This window comes from Mycolicibacterium setense (assembly GCF_000805385.1).
Classification (GTDB): Bacteria; Actinomycetota; Actinomycetes; order Mycobacteriales; family Mycobacteriaceae; genus Mycobacterium; species Mycobacterium setense.
The window spans coordinates 207,864-228,698 of sequence record NZ_JTJW01000008.1 but is presented as its reverse complement, the minus strand read 5'-3'; the positions used below and the strand labels follow the sequence as shown (position 1 = coordinate 228,698).

Here is a 20,835-nt window from a genome sequence, read left to right as displayed (position 1 = left end):
CAACATGGCCTGGGTACAGTTGTCGCAGAGCATTGCGCAGTGCGCACAAGGTGGAGGGTCCATGTGGTATTGGCTGTTCAAGTACATCCTGTTGGGCCCGTTGCTGGCCGTTCTCGGCCGGCCCAAAATCACTGGGCTGGAACATGTTCCGGCAGACGGTCCGGCCATCCTGGCCAGTAATCACCTGGCGGTGATGGACAGCTTCTACCTGCCGCTGGTGGTGAGCCGCCGCATCACGTTCCTGGCCAAGCAGGAGTACTTCACCGGCACCGGGATCAAGGGCAGGTTCCTGGCCTGGTTCTACACCGTCGTCGGCCAGGTCCCGATCGACCGCACCGACGCGGATTCCGCGCAGGCCGCTCTGACCACAGCCAAGCGGATTCTGGGCGAGGGCAAGCTGCTCGGCATGTATCCCGAGGGCACGCGCTCACCGGATGGCCGCCTCTACAAGGGCAAGACCGGGCTGGCCAGATTGGCCCTCGAAACCGGGGTGCCGGTGATCCCCGTGGCCATGGTCGGCACCGACGTCGTCAACCCGCCGGGTTCGAAGGGCCTGCGGTTCGGCCGGGTCGAGGTCCGGTTCGGTAAGCCGATGGACTTCAGCCGGTTCGACGGCCTGGCGGGCAACCGTTTCATCGAACGCGCCGTGATCGACGAGGTGATGTACGAGCTGATGGACCTGTCCGGTCAGGAGTACGTCGACCTCTACGCCGCAGCGGTCAAGGAGAGCACCCAGCAGACCAACGGCCAGCAGGTCGACGCGGGCAAGCCGGCATCCCGGCTGCCGCACGCGGCAGCGGGTTAAGAGGCTTCGCCGCCGCTGTACTGGACCAGCGGTGCAGCGGCGACCGCGGGAGCCTTGCGCGGCTCAACTGTGGACACCGCCCCGATCACGACGATGACCGCGAGTCCCCACCACAGGTAGGAATCGGCGGCCAGCTGCCGAACTACAGACGCCGCGGTCTCGTGGTGCGGGGTCAACAGCGCAATGGGCGTCCACACCATCAGGGCGAATCCGATCACGGTCACCGACCCCAGATACACCGAGGCCAGACGTCGGTGGCGCATCCGGTAGGCGAGCACGCCCGTCACCAACAGGGTGGGTAGCGACCACACCCAGTGATGCGACCACGACACCGGCGACACCACCAGGCCGAACATCGCCACGCAGATCAGCGCGAGCACGGAGGACTCGTCGGTGCCGGAGCGCAGGACACGCCGGACCGCCCAGACGGTCAGTGCCAACACCGCGAAGCAGGCAACGACCCACAGCGCGAATCGCGGTCCCTCGGACAGGCCGAGCCGGGCCAGCGTGCCCGCGATGTTCTGGTTGGTATTGAGCGTGGCCGTGCCGATCCGGTCGGTGTTGCGCACGGTCTCGGTCCAGTACTCGATCGAATCCGTCCAGGCCAGCACGAATCCGGCGAGTGTCGCCACAACTGCGGCCAGGCCGGTCCGGAGCAGGGTGTGGATGTCGCGGCGCAGCAGGAAATACAGCAGGAACACGGCGGGAGTGAGCTTGAGGGCGATCGCCAGGCCCAGCAGGACGCCGCGCGGCCAGGGCGTCCGGCGCGGCACGCAATCGGCGACCACCAGCGTCATCAGCACCACGTTGATCTGGCCGAACTCGAAGTTCGACCGGATCGGTTCCAGCCAGATGACCGCGGGCGCCACCAGCGCGGTTGCCAGCCAGCAGCGGCGCAGCCAGGCCGGCTCCGAGGTGATGGTGGTGTCCGGCCAGACGTTCAACCGGGTGAGCACGATGACCATCGAGACGATCAGCAGGAGCAGAGTCGTGGCGGTGATCGCCACACTGGCGGCGGGCAACGAGAGCCAGGCGAACGGCGCGAACATGATCGCCGCGAGCGGCGGATACGTGAACGGCAGATCCAGGCCGCCCTGGGTGTGGAAAATCGCGCCGTCGGCGTAGAGCGGTTGGTTGTCCAACCAGGCCCGACCGCCCATCCGGTACACGTCGATGTCGATTCGATAGGGCACGTGGCCCAGTAGCCGCCAGCCGACCAGAATCAGCCCGGCCACTGTGAGCAACTGAAAAAGCCGCCACCCGATCGTCGGTGCCCAACCAGCTCCGCCGGGCGACTGCCGCTTACTCATGTCTTCAACAGACTATCGGGGGGATCCCCGAGACGGCGCATCCGCACTCGCGACGCGCGCAGGTCGGCGTAAGTTCTCTGTCCGTGCATGCGACCGTCCAGCTCGATTTCCTCACCCGCGATCGCCTGCCGTTGCTGTGCTGCCTGGTGGCGTTCATTCTCACGTTCTTCGTGACCCGGATCGTGGTGCGTTACATCCGCCGGAATGCCGACAGCGAACGCCCGCCCAGGTGGTGGCAGCCCCGCAACATGGGACACGGCTCCATGCACATCCACCACATGGTCATCGGGGTGGTGTTGGTGATGGTGTCGGGCGTGACGATGGTGACGCTCGCGGTCAACGGCGGCGTACCGGAGTTCACGGCGGCTGCGGTGGTCTTCGGCATCGGTGCGGCCCTGGTGCTCGACGAGTTCGCGCTGATGCTGCACCTGTCGGATGTGTACTGGGCCGAGGACGGCCGTACATCGGTGGATGCGGTGTTCGCCGCGGTGGCGGTGGCGGGGTTGTTGATCCTGGGTTTCAACCCGCTGTCATTCTTTGATATCGGTATCTGGCGCGAGGACCAGTCGCCGGCCGTGCGCGCGATCGTGGTCGTGATGGCGGTGCTGACCCTGCTGCTCGCGGTGGTGGTCCTGCTCAAAGGCAAGGTGTGGACTGGATTGGTGGGCATGTTCATAACCCCGTTGTTGTTCGTCGGGGCGGTTCGGCTGTCGCGGCCGCACGCGCCCTGGGCGCGGTGGCGCTACACCAGCCGTCCCCGCAAGATGCACCGCGCGCTGGAGCGGGAGCGTTGGCTGCGCCGGCCCGTGGTGCAGGCCAAACTGTGGTTGCAGGACGCGATCACCGGTATGCCGAAGTTTCCGGACGACGCCGCCGTCGACGCACAGCTCGACCGGGAGATCCATGCGGCCCCGGCCCCGGTGCCGACGACGGACCCGCGGCCAGGACGGATTGGGTGATGCGCTACTTCTACGACACCGAGTTCATCGACGACGGTCGCACCATCGAGTTGATCTCGATCGGCGTCGTCGCCGAGGACGGACGCGAGTACTACGCGATCTCGACCGAGTTCAATCCGGACCGCGCGGGCCGGTGGGTGCGCAGGCATGTGCTGCCGAAACTGCCGTCCCCGTCCTCGAAGCTGTGGCGATCGCGGCGGCAGATCCGGTCGGAGCTGGAGGATTTCTTCGACATCGACGGTGACGAGCCGATCGAGTTGTGGGCCTGGGTGGGTGCCTACGACCACGTGGTGCTGTGCCAGCTGTGGGGCCCGATGACCGATCTGCCTCCTGCGATGCCGCGGTTCACCCGCGAGCTGCGCCAGTTCTGGGAGGACCGCGGGTCACCGCGGATGCCGGCGCGACCGACCGAGGCGCACGACGCGTTGGTCGATGCGCGGCACAACCTGCACCGGTTTCAGTTGATGACGGGGCTGGGGCTGGCACCCGCGCGGGAATCCGGCATCACACAGCCCTGAAAACCGCCGTTCACCGGCGGCTACCATGAACGGGTGAACTGGACCGTTGACGTTCCCATCGACGAGCTGCCGCCGCTGCCTCCGCTGACCGACGAATTGCGTCAGCGGCTCGAGGCCGCGCTGGCCAAGCCGGCCGTGCAGCAGCCCAGCTGGGACGCGGACGAGGCGAAGGCCATGCGCACCGTGCTGGAGAGCGTGCCGCCGGTCACCGTGCCATCGGAGATCGAGAAGCTCAAGAGCCTGCTGGCCGATGTGGCGAAGGGTGAGGCGTTCCTGCTCCAGGGTGGTGACTGCGCCGAGACGTTCGTCGACAACACCGAGCCGCACATCCGGGCCAACATCCGCACCCTGCTGCAGATGGCTGTCGTGCTGACCTACGGCGCCAGCATGCCGGTGGTGAAGGTGGCACGTATCGCGGGCCAGTACGCCAAGCCGCGGTCGGCCGATGTGGATGCCCTGGGCCTGAAGTCCTACCGCGGTGACATGATCAACGGCTTCGCCCCGGATGCCGCTGTGCGCCAGCATGATCCGTCTCGGCTGGTGCGGGCCTACGCCAACGCCAGCGCCGCGATGAACCTGGTGCGTGCCCTGACCTCGTCGGGGTTGGCGTCGTTGCACCTGGTGCACGACTGGAACCGCGAGTTCGTCCGCACCTCACCGGCAGGCGCCCGTTATGAGGCGCTGGCCGGGGAGATCGACCGGGGCCTGAAGTTCATGTCCGCCTGCGGGGTGGCCGATCGCAATCTGCAGACCGCCGACATCTTCGCCAGCCACGAAGCGCTGGTGATCGACTACGAGCGCGCGATGCTGCGCCTGTCCGACCCGGCGGAGAACCCGGACGGACCAGCCAAGCTGTACGACCAGTCGGCCCACTATCTGTGGATCGGCGAGCGCACGCGTCAACTCGACGGTGCGCACGTGGCGCTGGCCGAGGTGATCTCCAATCCGATCGGCATCAAGCTGGGGCCGACCACGACCCCGGAGCAGGCCGTCGAATATGTCGAGCGGTTGGACCCGAACAACGAGCCGGGCCGGCTCACCCTCGTGACGCGGATGGGCAACAACAAGGTGCGCGATCTGCTGCCCGGGATCATCCAGAAGGTCGAGGCCACCGGCCACAAGGTGATCTGGCAGTGCGACCCGATGCATGGCAACACCCATGAATCGTCGACCGGCTACAAGACGCGGCACTTCGACCGCATCGTCGATGAGGTGCAGGGGTTCTTCGAGGTGCACAACGCGCTGGGCACCCACCCCGGCGGCATTCACGTCGAGATCACCGGTGAGAACGTGACCGAATGTCTCGGTGGGGCACAGGACATCTCGGATTCGGATCTGGCCGGGCGTTACGAGACCGCGTGCGATCCGCGGCTCAACACCCAGCAGAGCCTGGAGTTGGCCTTCCTCGTCGCGGAGATGCTGCGCAGCTAGAGCTCGGTCAGAGCAGTGCGCCCACGTTGCTGCCGACGGTCCAGGCCGCGGCAGCGACCAGGCCGGTCAAGGTGATGATCGCGATCACCCAGAACGCCAGCACGCGTTTGGCGCGCTGGCGGGCCCAGTAGAATTCGCTCAACTCGATACCGGCGAATTGCCCTGCGCCGAAAGAATATTCGCCCGCATCGGGATCGGCCGGGATCGGTGTCCAGTCGTGCTGGTCGCGGGTGATCTCGCGGGTCGGCTGACGCGGCGCGGGTGTGACAGGGTTTGCCGGCGGCGGCGACGGCGGTGCCGCGGTCACGACGGTGGTGGCGCCGGCGGGGCGTTCATCGGACTCGGCGAGGTTGTGCACGCGGGTGGCAGCCAGGTGCTGTGCCGAATGCTGCGGGGCCGGCACCCGGAACGGCGGCAGGCCGAGATCGTCGACGATCTGGTGCAGTTCGGCCCGCATGTCGGCGGCGTCGGCGAATCGCTGTGCGGCGTCGCGGGCGGTGGCCCGGCGCACGAACCGGTCGAATTGTGGTGGCACACCTGTGATTACCGCGCTCGGCGCGGGCACGTCGTTGTCCATGCGCTGGTAGGCGACGGTCAGTGCGGAGTCTCCGGTGAACGGCGTGACGCCGGTGAGCAATTCGTAGGTGAGAATGCCGACCGCGTACACATCGCTGCGCGGGTCGGCGTCACCAGTGCTCACCTGCTCGGGGGACAGGTATGCCGCGGTGCCCAGGATCACGCTGGTCGAGGTGATCTTGGCCTCGGCCACCGCACGCACCAGACCGAAGTCGGCGATCTTGACCTCGCCGTCGTCGGAGATCAGCACGTTCTCGGGTTTGATGTCGCGGTGGACCAGTCCGGCGCGGTGTGCCACCGCGAGCCCGCCGAGCACCGGCTCCAGCACCGCGGCGACCGCGTGCGGGGGCATCGGGCCACGCTCGGCCAGCAGTTCGCGCAGCGTGCCGCCCTCGATCAGTTCCATCACCAGAAAAGGCGAAGCGCCGCCGGTTCCTCCGCCGCCCTGGTCGTACACCGCGACCAGCCCGGGGTCCTTCAACCTGGCCACGGCCTTGGCCTCGCGGCCGAACCTGGTCAGGAAGTGGCTGTCGCCGCTGTAGCGCGAGTCCATCACCTTCAGGGCCACGGGACGGTCCAGGCGGACATCGAGCCCCCGGTACACCGTCGACATGCCGCCGGTGGCGATGGGCGTGTCCACGCGATAGCGCCCGTCCAGCATGGTGCCGACGAGTGGATCCGATTGCTGCTCCACCGGACACATGTTACGAGTTCCGGCCGAGGTCCTAGAATCGACGCGGTGAGCAGCATTCCAGCGGCCGATGACGTTCTGGCCCCCGACGAGGACGTGTACGACCTACCCACGGTGTCCGATTTGCTCGGTATCCCGGTCACCAAGGTGCACCAACAGTTGCGTGACGGTCAGTTGATCGCCGTGCGGCGCGACCGGGTCCTGGTGGTGCCGAAGATTTTCTTCGACGACGACGGTCACGTCGTCAAGCACCTGCCCGGTCTGCTGGTCGTGCTGCGCGACGGCGGCTTTCGCGACACCGAGATCGTGCGCTGGTTGTTCACGCCGGACGAGTCGCTGACGATCACCACCGACGGCCGCGCCGAGCCGGTATCCAATGCCCGCCCGGTCGACGCGCTGCATTCTCACCAGGCACGCGAGGTGCTGCGTCGCGCGCAGGCGCTAGGTTACTGACGGCTCATTCTGCGCGGCCGGCTCGGGCTCGGGCGCACGGTAGAGCGAGTACCACGCCACCACAGCGCATGCCGTGGTGAGCAGGACGTGCGCCCACGAGTACATGCCGTGTGCCCCATCGGGTTTCCACATCACCATGATCCAGGTGGAGAATCCGGCCACCGCGGCGATCGCGGGCCGGGTCTGGATCAGGGCGGCGGCCACCGCCAGTGGCCAGGTGTAGTACCAGGGCAACGCGGCTGGAACGAACAACACGACCACCATCATCGCCAGCGCGATGCCGATCAACGCTTCGCGGTCGGTGTGCCGAAACCGCCACCACAGCAAGGGCAGTGAGACAACGATGATCCCGATGCCGAAGATGCGGGTGACTTCCAGTACGGCATAGAAGTTGACCGGGAAGATCAGGCCGCCGATCGCGTTGATCAGGTTCGCCGCGGCGGTGGGCACGGTGAGCCAGTTGATGATCTTCACGTTTCCTGCTGCCAGGGCGGTCAGCCAGCCCAGGCCGACGCCGGCGAGCCAGGACAGCACCGCGAACACCGCCCCGAAGATCAGCACCGAGGCGGCGGTGGCGATCGCGAACGCGCGCACGGCGGCCATCTCCCGCTTGTCCCGCAGTTGGCGCATCCATACCCAGACCAGGAACGGAAGAGCAAGGCCCGCGGTCGCTTTGACCGCGACGGCGATCGCGATGACGCTGACGCCGATCACCGGCCGCTCCGCGAAGGTCAGGGCGATCGCGGCCATCATCAGCCCGACCATCAGCATCTCGTTGTGCACGCCGCCCATCAGGTGGATGATGACCAGCGGGTTGAGCACGCAGACCCACAGTGCAGCCGCGCCGCGGGCTCCGACATGACGGGCTATTCGTCGCGTTGCCCAGATCAGCAACACCAATCCGGGCAGCATGCACAGCCGCAGCAGCATGGTGCCCGCGACGATGTCGTCGCCCACCAGCAACGTGACGAATTTCGCCACCAGGATGAAGGCCGGACCGTAAGGCGCAGTAGTCGTCGTCCAGATCGGACTCACGTTGTCCAGCAAGACATTCGGATTCTCCACCGGACCCACCACATAGGGGTCGAAGCCGTCGCGCAGCAACGCTCCCTGGGCCAGGTAGGAGTAGGTGTCGCGGCTGAACAGCGGCACACTCAGCAGCAGCGGCGCCAGCCAGAAGCCGGTGGTGGCCACCATGGTGTATTCGGTGGCGGTGCGGTCGATCACGCGCCGGCCCAGCCACAGCCAGGCGATCAGCATCACCGCGACGCCGGCCCACAGCAGGATCGAGGACAGCACCAGGCCGTGCCCGAATCGCAACCAGGACAGGTGTAGTGACTCCAGTAGCGGATCGTGCAGTCGCGTGCTGCCCGCGCCGAGCCCGCCGATGGTCAGTAGTGCTGCGCCAAGGCAGCCGAGCCGAGCGGGCCGGGCTTCGGCGGATACCGCGAATGCGGCCAGACGTGAGATATGTTGCGCGACCCCGGTGCTCGGGGTCTCGGTCGGCAGGTCCGTCATTGTGTGCTGGCCGTGCTCCTACGCAGACCGGTTCGCGGCGAACCGGGCGATCTCGCCCAGGCCGGTCTTGGCCTGCGGGTGGATCGGTGCGGCCGCCAGCGTGTCGAGGGCGCGGTGGGTGAGCATTTCGATGTGTTCCTCGACCGCGGCCAGAGCACCGACGGATTCGATGGCCTGGCACAGATCGCCCACTCGCTCATCGGACAGTTCGGTGCCCACCGAGGTGCGCAGCAGATCGGCGGCCGCGGGATCGGACTTGTCGGCCAGTTCGAGTGCCTCCGCCAGCAGCACGGTGCGCTTGCCGGATCGCAGGTCGTCGCCGGAGGGCTTGCCCGTCACCGCCGGATCGCCGAACACGCCGAGAACGTCGTCGCGAAGCTGGAAGGCGACGCCGAGATCGTTGCCGACCTGGTGGAAAATCTGCTGAATGTCAGGTCGGTCGGCGGCGGCCGCCGCACCCAGCTGCAGTGGCCGGGCCACCGTGTAGGACGCGGTCTTATAAGTGTTGACGTTCATCGCCGAGGCCACCGTTTCGGCACGGCTGGCCTCTGCGACGATGTCGAGGTATTGGCCGCCGAGCACCTCGGTGCGAATGTGGCGCCAGACCTGCTGGACCCGCTGCTGCGCGTCGGCCGGGATGTCTGCCGAGGCGACGATGTCGTCGGCCCAGGCCAATGCCAGATCGCCGGCCAGGATGGCCGCCGAAAGGCCGAACTGCCGTGAGGATCCGTGCCAGTTGCGGTCGCGGTGACGATCGGCGAACAGCCGGTGCACGGTCGGCAGGCCACGACGGGTCGCCGAATCGTCGATGACATCGTCGTGCACCAGGGCACAGGCCTGCAGCAATTCCAGTGCCGCGAACAGTTTCAGCACGCCGGGATCGGCTGGGCGGTCGGCCGGATCGATGACTGCGCGCCAGCCCCAATAGGCGAAGGCCGGGCGCAGCCGCTTACCGCCGCGGAGCACGAACTCCTCGAGGGCCTCGGTCAGCTCGGCGTAGTCGGATCCGATGTATTCGCAGTCCCGGCGGCGCTCACGCAGGTAGTCGCGCAATTGGTCGGTGACGGCTCCGGCCAGCTCGACGGTTGACGGAGCCGATGTTTGCACGCTCAGCGCCCGCCCCTTTCTGTCGTCAACGGTGTCCGGTGAAGTGCATTCAGCGTAGAGCGTGCCACGCGTTTTGTACCAAGGGAGTGCGGCCTGGCCGTGAGCCCGGCCCCGGAGGTGCGCGCGTTCAGTCACTGCCTGCGACGGGGTCGCCCGGTTTGGGCGAGGTGTCGCGGCTCGTCCAGGCCAGGGCGCCGATGACGCCGGCGACCAAAAATGCGCCGACGACGAGCCAGAGGATCGCGGTGGTGAACGACCGGGCACTCGGGTCGGTGTAGCGGGCCTGGGCGTTCATGGTGCTGACGATCCCCGGCCGCAGTTTCCACTCCACAATGGACGAGCTGACCTGATCGCCGTTGGTCGAGGTCACCTCGCCGGGGAACGACACGGTCAGCAGAACGTCGGCCTGTGGGTCGGACAGCGAGGTGAGATCGACCCGGCCTTCCAGGATTACGAGGTCACCGGCGCGGCGCAGCGCGATGTCGACGCCGGCGGCATCGCGACTCATACTGGCCAGCTGAGGCAGTTCGGCGAACGACAGGTCGGAGAACACCGCCTGGGAGCCGACGTAGTCGTCACGGCTGTACTCCGAGACCGCGACCTTCGTGGCGAACGGGAGGTTGTTCAGCAGCTGGGGGCCCTTGTCCTCGGCGTCCCGCGGCTTTGCCGCGGCGATGATCTGCCCCGACACCCTGTCGTCGGGAGAGACCGTGATCGAGGTGCGGACCCGGACACAGCCCACCGCCATGGGCAGGATCAGCAGCAACATCACCAAGGTGAGCAGACGGGTCCGGCTGCGGCGGCTCGGTGGTCGGACATGCACGCTGGTCATCGTGCCAGATCTCACAACGGCAGGGGACGGCCGAGGATCGCGAACGGCCGGGGATCGCCGGCGAAGTGGTAACCGCGGATCACGTCGGTGAAGCCCAGCCGCCGGTACAGCCGCCAGGCGCGGTTGGCCTCCTCGTTGATCTCGGGGGTCGACAACAGCACGTGCGACTCGGTGCGGCCGGCCAACAGTCTCCTGGTCAGGGCCTCGCCGATACCGCGTCCCTGCGCGCGGGGCTCGATGTGCAGCTCGGTGAGTTCGAAGTAGCTGGCCATCAGGTCTGCGATGTGTGAGGGGCTGGCGCCCACCCGCTGCAGGCCGGAGATGACCTGTTGTTGCCACCACTGATCGGGTGCCCCGCTGTAGCCGTAGGCGATGCCCTGCAGCGGAGCGTCGGTCAGGACGGCCCCGGCGGGCTCGGCGCCGGGCTCGGCGACCTCGACCGCGGCCACGCACTTCCAGCCCGCGCGCCGGGTGTGTTCGAGCCACAGCGCGGCGCGCTGGTCCTCGGTTCCGCGTGGATAGCGCATGGCGTCGACGTACACGCGCAGCGCCTCGGGGAGCCGGCGCTTCATATCGTCAGGCGACAGATCGATGAGATACGTCGCCAATGCTTTCGCCTTTCGCCCGCCCGGTGTCTGCCGAGCTCATTATGTTCAGCATTATCCGGCTGCGAAGAGGTCGGTCCCGTCGACCCGGGGGATCTCGGAACGACCTACAATCGACAGTGAACAAGGTGGTACGGCTCGGATCGACCTCGTATCATTAGGCTTAGGTGCCCGTGATTGCGGGCATGTGAAATTTTGAAACGCGACGGCGGCGTCGGCAAGGAGGGACGAATGCCACTCTCCGATCATGAGCAGCGCATGCTCGATCAGATCGAGAGCGCGCTCTATGCCGAGGATCCCAAGTTCGCCTCGAGCGTTCGTGGTGGGACCTTGCGTGCGCCATCGGCACGACGCAGGCTGCAGGGCGCGTTGTTGTTCGTGCTCGGTTTGGCGCTGTTGGTTGTCGGTGTCGCGGTGAAGTCACTGTGGCTCGGTGGTTTCCCCGTTGTGTCCGTGTTCGGCTTCGTGGCGATGTTCGCCGGTGTGGTGTTCGCCGTCACCGGTCCCCGTGTCGCCGGTGGCCGTGATCGCGCGGCCCAGGGCTCTGGCAATGGACCGCGTCAGCGCCGACAGCGCGGCGGCGGCTCGTTCACCACTCGGATGGAAGATCGGTTCCGTCGCCGGTTCGACGACTGATCCCGTCGACGGTTTCAAGGGGTAGCCCGTAACGGGCTGCCCCTTTTTTTGCGTTCGAGTTTTGTGCGCTCCGGCGCGGCCCGGACACGATGCCGGCGGTGGCCCAGCGACACGCCGGGTAGATCTCGCGTGTTCGGGCGTGGGGCGGTGTGGGGGAGAACGCCAGATTCTCAGGGATTCTTGCCCCACAACGCCCCACCGTCTCGCCGCAGACCTCTACCTGCGGATTTCCTTTTTCGGCGGCATGTGGCCGGCGCTTGGTGTGCGCTGTGGGTGGTTTCTCGGGGGGATCGGTGGGGAGAAACCTCAATCTGCACGCATCAAATGGAGCAAAGTGGGGGATCGTGGGGTAAAGTGGCGGCCAACGGGGAAATCGGAGCCCCGTTCGGAGGGCAAGAAGGCCTGGCCTGGATCTCGCAAACGACACGGGATCTGAACCGGGTGGCGGGAGGTGTCCAGATGTTTCTGGGTACCTACACGCCCAAGCTCGACGACAAGGGGCGGCTCACGTTGCCCGCCAAATTCCGCGACGCACTGGCAGGAGGGTTGATGGTCACCAAGGGCCAAGATCACAGCCTTGCCGTGTACCCGCGGGACGAGTTCGAAAAGGTCGCCCGCCGCGCTGCTGACGCTTCGCGGAGGAACCCCGACGCGCGGGCGTTCCTGCGTAATTTGGCGGCCGCCACGGATGAGCAGCATCCCGACGCGCAGGGCCGGATCACCCTGTCGGCGGACCACCGTCGCTACGCAAGCCTGTCCAAGGAGTGCGTGGTGATCGGGTCGGTCGACTACCTGGAGATCTGGGACGCCGAAGCTTGGGAGTCCTACCAGCAAACCCACGAAGAAAACTTCTCCGCGGCCACCGATGAAGCTTTGCGCGACATCCTCTGATGCGGCCCACGATCCGACGGCCGGCCTGGACCTAGCCCGTGCAACGAGGCCTCTGCCCGAATTGGCCCTGGCGTACTTCCCCAACGCCAGGTCCGTTAATTCGGTCAGAGACCCCGGTGCAGGGGCTATTCAGAGCGGAGGTGTTTCAGCGGTGCCAGATTCCCCAGATCACTCAGAGTTCCAGGACGACGGGGCCTCGCACGACGCGGATTCCGATACGCATGGCCACGTCCCGGTGCTGCTCGACCGCTGCGTGGAGCTGCTCGCCCCTGCGCTCACCCGCCGCCACGACGATGGGACCGGCGCTGTCCTGGTGGACGCCACCCTCGGTGCGGGCGGCCACTCCGAACGATTTCTGACCGAATTCCCCGGCCTGCAGGTGATCGGTCTGGACCGTGACCCCAATGCGCTGGGCATCGCCGGGGCCCGGCTGGCCGAGTTCGGCGACCGGATGCGGCTGGTACGGACCCGCTATGACGGAATCACCGGGGCGATCACCGAATCCGGTCACCGCCAGATCGACGGTGTGCTGTTCGACCTCGGGGTGTCGTCGATGCAGCTGGACCAGACCGAACGCGGCTTCTCCTACTCCACGGACGCACCGCTGGACATGCGGATGGACCCCGACGCGCCGCTGACCGCAGCCGACATCCTCAACACCTACGACGCCAAGTCGATCGCCCGGATCCTGCGCGATTTCGGCGAGGAGCGCTTCGCCGGCCGCATCGCCGACAAAGTCGTCAAACGTCGTGCACAGCAACCATTTTCCACCACGGGAGAGTTGGTGGAGCTGCTCTACGAAGCGATCCCGGCTCCGGCGCGCCGCACCGGCGGGCATCCCGGCAAGCGGACCTTTCAGGCGCTGCGGGTGGCGGTCAACGGCGAGCTGGACTCGCTTCGGGCCGCGCTGCCTGCCGCCCTCGCCGCTCTGGTCGACGGTGGACGGATCGTGGTGATGTCCTACCAGTCGCTCGAAGACCGAATCGTCAAGCAGGCGTTCGCCGCGGCCACCGCATCCAGGACACCGCCCGGCCTGCCAATCGAATTGCCCGGCCACGAACCAGAATTCGTCACGTTGACCCGCGGTGCCGAGAAGGCCCGCCAAAGTGAGATCGATCGCAATCCGCGTAGCGCTCCGGTGCGCCTGCGGGCACTGGAAAAGGTGGGGGAAGGGGGCAACTCATGAAGGTGAAGCGACCCGAGCAGCTGCGTGAGACAGACCGCAGGCGTCCGGTGCGTCAACCCGCGCGAGCCGGCGGCCGGCGCAGCGAACAGGCTCCGCCGCGGAAGCGTCGGCCGGGTTCCGAGCAGCGTCCCGCGCGCACGGCACCGGCTACCGGACCGACTCAGCGTCCGGGTACCCGCCCGGCCCGGCCCAAGAGCACCAGCCAGGCCAAGGCGCGGGCAAAGGCGCGTAAGGCCAAGGCTCCCAAGGTCGTCCGCCCGCCGCTGCGGGTCCGGCTCAGGGAACGCCTGCTGGTCCGGCTGGCCTCGATCGAGCTCAATCCGCGGGTCCTGATCTCCCGGGTCCCGTTTGTCGTGCTGGTGATCGCGGCGCTCGGCCTGGGACTCGCGGTCACCTTGTGGCTGTCCACCGGATCTGCCGAGCGGTCTTACCAGTTGGGCCACGCCCGCCAGGTCAACGAGGGCCTGATGCAACAGAAAGAGGCGCTGGAACGCGATGTGCTCGAGGCGCAGGCCGCTCCGGCGCTGGCCGAATCTGCCCGCAACCTCGGGATGATCCCGTCCCGCGACACCGCGCACCTGGTGCAGGATGCGGCCGGTAACTGGACTGTCGTCGGCACGCCCAAGCCCGCCGAAGGCGTGCCTCCGCCCCCGCTGAACACGCCGCTACCGGAAGAGGCGCCACCCGCCCCGCCGGCACCCCCGGCTCCGCGAGTGCTCGATCCCCGGGAGCTGACGGTGCGGACGCCGCGCGCCGGTTCCCCTGGGGTACCCGGCATTCCGGTGCCGCAGGCCGACGCGGCCCACGGCCTTCCGGGCGCAGTACCGCCGGTGCCCGGACCGGCGCCGCTCAACCCGTCAGTCGCACCCAACGTGCTCGCGGCCCCCGCGCCGAGCGCTGCCGTCGACCCGGCACAGGCTGCACCGCAAGCCGTCACCGATCCGACGCATCTGCCCGCGCCCGGTGTACCCACCGCGCCGGGACCGGTCGTGCCCGGACCGGTCGCGCCGGCGCAGCCCCCAGTGGCACTGGCCGCGCCGCTTCCCGCCGTCCCGCTGGAACAGTTCAGCCCGCCGTCGGCGCCGGCCCTACATCCGCCGGTTGCCGCCGCCAGCGTCCCGGTGCCCGCCGCATGAGCCGCCACCCGGGACGCCAGGGCAAGACGCCGAAGCCGCAGCGGGCCAAGAAGGCCTCGCCCGGGCCGGGGCACGAGGCCCGCGTTCGCCGTACCCGGGTGGCTGCTGCCGAAACTGGTTTGCGCAGCTCATCTTTCGTGTTCAGGCACCGCGCCGGAAACCTCGTCATGCTCGCCGTGCTGGTGATCGCCGCTGCCCAGTTGTTCACCCTTCAGGTTCCCCGGGCGGCCGGACTGCGCGCCGAGGCGGCCAGCCAGCTCAAGGTCACCGATGTGAACCCGGCGATGCGGGGCAGCATCGTCGACCGCAACGATGACAAGCTGGCGTTCACCATCGAGGCCAAAGCGCTGACGTTCCAGCCGGTCCGGGTTCGCAAGCAACTTGCCGAAGCGAAGGCGAAATCCAGTGAGGCGCCAGATCCGGATCGCCGGCTCACCGAGATCGCCAAGGAGGTCGCCAGCCGGCTGGACAACCGGCCCGATGCCAAGACCGTGCTCAAAAAGCTCAGGAGCAACGAGACTTTCGTCTATCTGGCCCGCGCGGTCGACCCCGCGATCGCCAGCGCGATCATGGACAAGTTCCCGGAGGTCGGTGCCGAGCGCCAGGATCTGCGGCAGTACCCGGGCGGCTCGCTGGCCGCCAACATCGTCGGCGGCATCGACTGGGACGGGCACGGCCTGCTGGGCTTGGAGGATTCGCTCGACTCGGTGTTGGCGGGATCCGACGGTTCGGTGACCTATGACCGCGGTTCGGACGGCGTGGTGATCCCCGGCAGCTACCGCAACCGGCACGACGCGGTCAACGGGTCCACGGTGCAGCTGACCCTTGACGACGACATCCAGTACTACGTTCAGCAGCAGGTGCAACAGGCCAGGGACGCCTCGGGTGCCAAGAACGTCTCGGCGGTGGTGCTCGATGCGAAATCCGGTGAGGTACTGGCGATGTCGAACGACAACACGTTCGACCCGAGTCAGGACCTCGGTCGGCAGGAGAGCCGGCAGATGGGTAACCTCCCGGTGTCCTCGCCGTTCGAGCCCGGTTCGGTGAACAAGATCATCACGGCCTCGGCGGCCATCGAGTACGGGCTGGCCAATCCGGACGAGGTGCTGCAGGTGCCCGGCTCGATCGACATGGGCGGGGTCACGGTCCGCGACGCGTGGAACCACGGAGTCATGCCGTACACGATGACCGGGGTGTTCGGGAAGTCGTCGAACGTCGGCACCCTGATGCTCGCCCAGCGGATCGGTCCCGATCGGTTCTACGACATGGTCCGCCGGTTCGGGCTCGGACAGCGCACCGGTGTCGGCCTGCCCGGTGAGAGCTCGGGTCTGGTGCCGCCCCTCGATCAGTGGTCGGGCAGCTCGTTCTCCAACCTGCCGATCGGACAAGGCCTTTCGATGACCTTGTTGCAGATGACCGGGATGTACCAGACCATCGCCAACGACGGGGTGCGCATGCCGCCGCGCATCATCAAGTCCACCATCGCACCGGACGGCAGCCGCACCGACGAGCCGAAGCCGGAAGGGGTTCGGGTGGTGACACCCGAGACCGCGCGCACCGTGCGCGACATGTTCCGCGCCATCGTGCAGCGCGACCCGATGGGCACGCAGCAGGGCACCGGTCCGCAGGCCGCGGTCGAGGGCTATCAGATCGCGGGCAAGACCGGCACCGCGCAGCAGATCAACCCGGCATGCGGGTGCTACTACGACGACGTCTACTGGATCACCTTCGCCGGAATGGCGCCTGCGGACGATCCGCGTTACGTCATCGGCATCATGATGGACGCACCGCACCGCGCGGCCGACGGGTCACCGGGATCCTCGGCGGCGCCGCTGTTCCACAACATCGCTTCGTGGCTGTTGCAACGTCACAACGTCCCATTGTCGGCGGATCCGGGGCCGCGGTTGACCCTGCAGGCGACCTGACCGCGATAGTCGTGGGTGGTGCGGTCCGCGGACCGCAGATGGGTACTGTGGCATGGCCATGAAGCTGCGTCCCAGCCGTCCCGCCGGCCAATACCTAGTGCCGCTCGCCGAACAGGTCCAAGCGGTATCCGCCACCGGAAATCCGCTGCCGGAACTTCGGGTGACAGGAGTGACCCTGCGCGGTCAGGACGCCCGTCCGGGGGACCTGTTCGCCGCGCTGCCGGGTTCTGCGGTGCACGGCGCACGCTATGCGGCCGACGCGGTCGCCGCCGGTGCGGTGGCGGTGCTCACCGATGCTGCCGGTGCCGCTGAATGCGGCGGGCTCGACGTCCCGGTGCTGGTTCATCCCGACCCGCGTTCGGTGCTCGGCGAGGTGGCCGCCGAGGTGTACGGCCGTCCGTCGCAGCGGCTGACGGTCATCGGGGTCACCGGAACCTCCGGCAAGACCACCACGACGTATCTGGTCGAAGCCGGACTGCGGGCCGCGGGCCGGGTGGCCGGACTGATCGGCACGGTGGGAGTGCGCATCGACGGGCGGGATCTGCCGAGCGCGCTGACCACTCCCGAGGCGCCGGATCTACAGGCGCTCTTGGCCGTGATGGTCGAAAGCGGTGTGGACACCGTGGTGATGGAGGTGTCCAGCCACGCCCTGACGTTGGGCCGCGTCGACGGGATCGATTTCGCGCTCGGCGGGTTCACGAACCTGTCCCGTGATCACCTGGATTTCCATCCCACGATGCAGGACTACTTCGAGGCCAAGGCCCGTCTGTTCGATGCCCGGTCGCGCAACCACGCCGCAGCGGCGGTGATCTGTGTCGACGACGATGCGGGTGCGACGATGGCCGGCCGGGCCGAGACGGTGACCACCGTCAGCGCCACGGGCGCCCCAGCCGACTGGCAGGCGCGGAACATCACGGCGGTAGGTGCGGGGGCCCAGCAGTTCACTCTCGTCGAACCGGCCGGGGTGCCCCACGAGCTGCGGATCGGACTGACCGGCGGGTACAACGTTGCGAACGCGGCCCTGGCGGTCGCGCTCCTGGACCGCGCCGGGGTGCCGCCCGATCGGGCGGCGGCCGGGTTGCGCACGGCGACCGTGCCGGGCCGGCTGCAGCCGATCGACCGCGGTCAGCCTTTTCTGGCACTGGTCGATTACGCGCACAAACCAGGGGCGCTACAGGCCGTGCTGGAGACCCTACGGGCGAGCCTGGCGACGGGAGAGGCTCCCGGTGCATCGGATCCGGGGCGCATCGCGGTGGTGTTCGGGGCCGGCGGCAACCGGGATCCGGGCAAGCGCGCGCCGATGGGGCGCGTCGCCGCCGAACTGGCGGATCTCGTCGTCGTCACCGATGACAATCCCCGTGACGAGGACCCGGCATTGATCCGGGCGGCGATCATGTCCGGAGCGTCCGAGGCTGCCTCGGGGGCGGAGGTCGTGGAGGTCGGTGACCGGCGCGCGGCGATCGACCATGCGGTGGCCTGGGCCAAGCCCGGCGACGTGGTGCTGATCGCAGGCAAGGGCCACGAGAGCGGACAGACCGGTGGCGGGCGCACCCGGCCGTTCGATGACCGTGACGAGTTGGCGGCGGCGTTGGAGGTACTCAAGTCAGGGGAGCCGGGCACGTGATCGAGATGACCATCGCCAGGATCGCCGAGATCGTCGGTGGCGAGTTGGCCGACATCACTGCCGAGGAGGCTGCCGCGACCCGTGTCACGGGCACGGTGGAATTCGACTCCCGCGCCGTCGGCCCCGGCGGGCTGTTCCTGGCACTGCCGGGCGCACGCACCGACGGGCACGACTTCGCGGCGGCCGCGGTGGCCTCCGGGGCCGTCGCAGTGCTGGCCGCGCGCCCGGTCGGGGTGCCTGCGATTGTGGTTCGCCCCGCGCCGGGGGCAGCCGACGCCGCTTCTGGCGCTTTGGAATTCGATACCGACGGTTCCGGTGCGGCGGTGCTGGCCGCGCTGGCGAAGCTCGCGGCGGCGGTGGCGGCCGAGCTCGTCGCAGGTGGGTTGACCATCATCGGGGTCACCGGATCCTCCGGCAAGACCTCGACCAAGGATCTGCTGGCCGCGGTGCTGGACCCGCTCGGTCAGGTCGTTGCACCGCCGGGCTCCTTCAACAACGAGCTGGGCCACCCCTGGACGGTGCTGCGGGCGACACCCGAGACCGATTACCTGATCCTGGAGATGTCTGCCCGGCATACGGGCAACATCGCCGCCCTGGCCGCGATCGCCCCGCCCCAGATCGCGGTGGTGCTCAACGTGGGTACCGCCCACCTCGGGGAGTTCGGCTCGCGCGAGGCCATTGCGAGAACCAAAGCCGAGTTGCCGCAAGCTGTTCCGGCCTCGGGCGTGGTGATCCTCAACGTGGACGACACGGCCGTGGCGGCGATGGCCGGCGCGACCGCGGCCCGCGTGGTGCGGGTGTCGCGTGAGCCTGGTTCCGAGGTCGACGTGTGGGCCGGCCCGGTCGCGCTCGATGATCTGGCGCGGCCGCGTTTCACCTTGCACGCCGGCGGCGACCAGGTCGAGGTGGCACTCTCGGTGCACGGCGACCATCAGGTCGGCAACGCGTTGTGTGCGGCGGCGGTGGCACTGCAGTGCGGTGCCGGCCTGGATCAGGTCGCCATGGCGCTGGCCGGCGCCAGCCCGGTCTCGCGGCGCCGGATGCAGGTTGCCACCCGTGCCGACGGCGTGACGGTGATCAACGACGCCTACAACGCCAACCCGGATTCGATGCGGGCGGGGTTGAAGGCACTGGCGTGGATGGCCCGTCGGAGCTCACCTGAGCCGGCCGTCGGGCCGGGCGAAAAGCGTCGCAGTTGGGCGGTCCTGGGCGAGATGGCCGAACTCGGCGACGACGCCATAACCGAGCACGACGCCATCGGCCGCTTCGCGGTGCGCTTAGATGTGTCTCGGTTAATCGTCGTCGGAACCGGGAGGGCTATGAACGCCATGCACCATGGCGCGGTGATGGAGGGTTCGTGGGGATCTGAGTCCACGATGGTCGACGACGCCGATTCCGCACTGGCCCTGTTGCAGGCTGAGCTGCAGCCGGGGGACGTGGTGCTGGTGAAGGCATCCAACTCGGTGGGGTTGGGGGCTCTCGCCGATGCGCTGATCGCCCCAGAACCTGGATCGCCGTCTCCGACCGCTGAAACAGATCGGAGCGGCGACCGATGAAGCTCATCCTCATTGCCGTCGGTATCGCACTGACGGTCTCGATCCTGCTGACCCCTGCGTTGATCCGGCTGTTCACCAAGCGTGGGCTGGGCCATGAGATCCGCGAGGACGGGCCGGCCAGCCACGCCAAGAAGCGTGGCACCCCGTCGATGGGTGGTGTGGCCATCGTGGCCGGCATCTGGGCCGGCTATCTGGGCACCCACCTGGTGGGCGTGGCGCTCGGCGGTGACGGGCCGTCGGCATCGGGCGTTCTGGTGCTGGGGCTGGCCACCATGCTCGGCCTGGTCGGATTCGTCGACGACCTCATCAAGCTGCGACGCTCACGCAACCTGGGCCTGAACAAGACAGCCAAGACCGTCGGGCAGCTGACCGCCGCGGTGTTGTTCGGCGTGCTGGTCCTGCAGTTCCGCAACGGGGACGGGCTCACCCCGGGCAGCCCCGAGTTGTCCTATGTCCGCGAGATCGCCACGGTGACGCTGGCGTCATGGGTGTTCGTGCTGTTCTGCGTGGTCATCGTCAGTGCCTGGTCGAATGCGGTGAACTTCACCGACGGCCTGGACGGGCTGGCGGCGGGCGCGATGGCGATGGTGAGTGCGGCCTACGTGCTGATCACGTTCTGGCAGTACCGCAATGCCTGCGCGACGGCGCCGGGCCTGGGCTGCTACAACGTGCGCGATCCGCTGGACCTGGCGATCATCGCGGCCGCGACGGCGGGAGCGTGCATCGGCTTCCTGTGGTGGAATGCCGCGCCGGCCAAGATCTTCATGGGCGATACCGGCTCGCTGGCCCTTGGCGGCATCATCGCCGGGCTCTCGGTGACGAGCCGGACCGAGATCCTCGCGGTGGTCCTGGGTGCGTTGTTCGTGGCCGAGGTGACCTCGGTGGTGGTGCAGATCCTCACCTTCCGCACCACGGGCCGCCGGGTGTTCCGGATGGCGCCGTTCCATCACCATTTCGAATTGGTCGGTTGGGCCGAGACCACGGTCATCATCCGGTTCTGGCTGCTGACGGCAATCGCGTGCGGTCTGGGTGTGGCTCTGTTCTACAGCGAGTGGCTCACCGCTGTCGGGGCCTGA

At 67.9% G+C, this 20,835-nt stretch carries 19 protein-coding genes; 13 read left to right on the top strand and 6 right to left on the bottom strand.

The annotated features are described in order from the left end of the window. The first annotated feature begins 61 nt into the window (after window positions 1–61). On the top strand, window positions 62–805 hold the full coding sequence (locus QQ25_RS19450) for a lysophospholipid acyltransferase family protein (RefSeq protein ID WP_039321563.1): 744 nt from the start codon (window positions 62–64) through the stop codon (window positions 803–805). Here QQ25_RS19450 and QQ25_RS19445 read toward each other — a convergent pair. Then, a complete protein-coding gene (locus tag QQ25_RS19445; protein ID WP_039380503.1) occupies window positions 802–2,115 on the bottom strand; it encodes a glycosyltransferase family 87 protein in 1,314 nt (437 codons plus the stop codon). The genes QQ25_RS19450 and QQ25_RS19445 overlap by 4 nt on opposite strands. A gap of 83 nt (window positions 2,116–2,198) precedes the next feature. Between QQ25_RS19445 and QQ25_RS19440 the strand changes: the two genes are divergently transcribed. Genes QQ25_RS19440 through QQ25_RS19430 form a run of 3 tightly spaced genes read left to right on the top strand, consistent with a single transcriptional unit; the run spans window position 2,199 to window position 5,023 of the window. Beyond that, window positions 2,199–3,074, top strand: coding sequence for a hypothetical protein (locus tag QQ25_RS19440; protein WP_052235924.1), 876 nt, complete (start codon window positions 2,199–2,201; stop codon window positions 3,072–3,074). Then, window positions 3,074–3,592, top strand: coding sequence for a polyadenylate-specific 3'-exoribonuclease AS (locus QQ25_RS19435; protein WP_039321559.1), 519 nt, complete (start codon window positions 3,074–3,076; stop codon window positions 3,590–3,592). Before QQ25_RS19440 ends, QQ25_RS19435 begins: the two co-directional genes overlap by 1 nt. Window positions 3,593–3,625: 33 nt before the next feature. Next, on the top strand, window positions 3,626–5,023 hold the full coding sequence (locus QQ25_RS19430) for a class II 3-deoxy-7-phosphoheptulonate synthase (RefSeq protein WP_039321557.1): 1,398 nt from the start codon (window positions 3,626–3,628) through the stop codon (window positions 5,021–5,023). Window positions 5,024–5,030: 7 nt separating this feature from the next. Here QQ25_RS19430 and QQ25_RS19425 read toward each other — a convergent pair whose 3' ends face one another. Then, on the bottom strand, window positions 5,031–6,302 hold the full coding sequence (locus tag QQ25_RS19425; protein ID WP_039380501.1) for a protein kinase domain-containing protein: 1,272 nt from the start codon (window positions 6,300–6,302) through the stop codon (window positions 5,031–5,033). Between the two features lie 36 nt (window positions 6,303–6,338). On the opposite strand from QQ25_RS19425, the gene QQ25_RS19420 reads away from it, so the two are divergent. Beyond that, window positions 6,339–6,743: an Rv2175c family DNA-binding protein gene (locus QQ25_RS19420; RefSeq protein ID WP_039321553.1), complete on the top strand. Its 405-nt coding sequence runs from the start codon at window positions 6,339–6,341 to the stop codon at window positions 6,741–6,743. Here QQ25_RS19420 and QQ25_RS19415 read toward each other — a convergent pair. The 4 genes from QQ25_RS19415 to QQ25_RS19400 form a co-directional block, all read right to left on the bottom strand. Continuing rightward, entirely contained in the window at window positions 6,732–8,261 is a 1,530-nt protein-coding gene (locus tag QQ25_RS19415) for an alpha-(1->6)-mannopyranosyltransferase A (protein ID WP_039380499.1), read from the bottom strand. The two genes, QQ25_RS19420 and QQ25_RS19415, sit on opposite strands and share 12 nt — an antisense overlap. A gap of 18 nt (window positions 8,262–8,279) precedes the next feature. After that, a complete protein-coding gene (gene idsA2 / locus QQ25_RS19410) occupies window positions 8,280–9,368 on the bottom strand; it encodes a bifunctional (2E,6E)-farnesyl/geranyl diphosphate synthase (RefSeq protein WP_039321549.1) in 1,089 nt (362 codons plus the stop codon). A 127-nt stretch (window positions 9,369–9,495) separates the two neighbouring features. Continuing rightward, the gene (locus QQ25_RS19405) at window positions 9,496–10,200 is read right to left on the bottom strand and encodes an LppM family (lipo)protein (protein WP_039380497.1); all 705 of its coding nucleotides are present in this window, start codon (window positions 10,198–10,200) and stop codon (window positions 9,496–9,498) included. Window positions 10,201–10,211: 11 nt separating this feature from the next. After that, window positions 10,212–10,808 (bottom strand): GNAT family N-acetyltransferase, encoded by a 597-nt coding sequence (locus QQ25_RS19400; protein ID WP_039321545.1) that lies wholly within the window; start codon window positions 10,806–10,808, stop codon window positions 10,212–10,214. A gap of 228 nt (window positions 10,809–11,036) precedes the next feature. Here QQ25_RS19400 and QQ25_RS19395 point away from each other — a divergent pair, with 228 nt between their 5' ends. From QQ25_RS19395 to mraY, 8 genes are all read left to right on the top strand, one after another. After that, complete coding sequence (locus tag QQ25_RS19395; protein ID WP_039321544.1) at window positions 11,037–11,441, top strand: SCO2097 family morphological protein; 405 nt, start codon at window positions 11,037–11,039, stop codon at window positions 11,439–11,441. 459 nt (window positions 11,442–11,900) lie between these two features. Next, the gene (gene mraZ / locus QQ25_RS19390; RefSeq protein ID WP_039321542.1) at window positions 11,901–12,332 is read left to right on the top strand and encodes a division/cell wall cluster transcriptional repressor MraZ; all 432 of its coding nucleotides are present in this window, start codon (window positions 11,901–11,903) and stop codon (window positions 12,330–12,332) included. After that, complete coding sequence (gene rsmH, locus QQ25_RS19385) at window positions 12,307–13,518, top strand: 16S rRNA (cytosine(1402)-N(4))-methyltransferase RsmH (protein WP_234706138.1); 1,212 nt, start codon at window positions 12,307–12,309, stop codon at window positions 13,516–13,518. The genes mraZ and rsmH overlap by 26 nt, the downstream gene beginning before the upstream one ends. Next, complete coding sequence (locus QQ25_RS19380) at window positions 13,515–14,654, top strand: cell division protein FtsL (RefSeq protein WP_039321540.1); 1,140 nt, start codon at window positions 13,515–13,517, stop codon at window positions 14,652–14,654. The genes rsmH and QQ25_RS19380 overlap by 4 nt, the downstream gene beginning before the upstream one ends. Beyond that, window positions 14,651–16,579, top strand: a complete 1,929-nt coding sequence (locus QQ25_RS19375) for a peptidoglycan D,D-transpeptidase FtsI family protein (protein WP_039321538.1) — start codon at window positions 14,651–14,653, stop codon at window positions 16,577–16,579. The genes QQ25_RS19380 and QQ25_RS19375 overlap by 4 nt, the downstream gene beginning before the upstream one ends. A gap of 52 nt (window positions 16,580–16,631) precedes the next feature. Further along, window positions 16,632–18,203: a UDP-N-acetylmuramoyl-L-alanyl-D-glutamate--2,6-diaminopimelate ligase gene (locus QQ25_RS19370; RefSeq protein WP_039380495.1), complete on the top strand. Its 1,572-nt coding sequence runs from the start codon at window positions 16,632–16,634 to the stop codon at window positions 18,201–18,203. Then, window positions 18,200–19,759 (top strand): UDP-N-acetylmuramoyl-tripeptide--D-alanyl-D-alanine ligase, encoded by a 1,560-nt coding sequence (locus QQ25_RS19365; RefSeq protein ID WP_039380493.1) that lies wholly within the window; start codon window positions 18,200–18,202, stop codon window positions 19,757–19,759. The genes QQ25_RS19370 and QQ25_RS19365 overlap by 4 nt, the downstream gene beginning before the upstream one ends. Further along, entirely contained in the window at window positions 19,756–20,835 is a 1,080-nt protein-coding gene (gene mraY / locus QQ25_RS19360) for a phospho-N-acetylmuramoyl-pentapeptide-transferase (protein WP_039321532.1), read from the top strand. Before QQ25_RS19365 ends, mraY begins: the two co-directional genes overlap by 4 nt.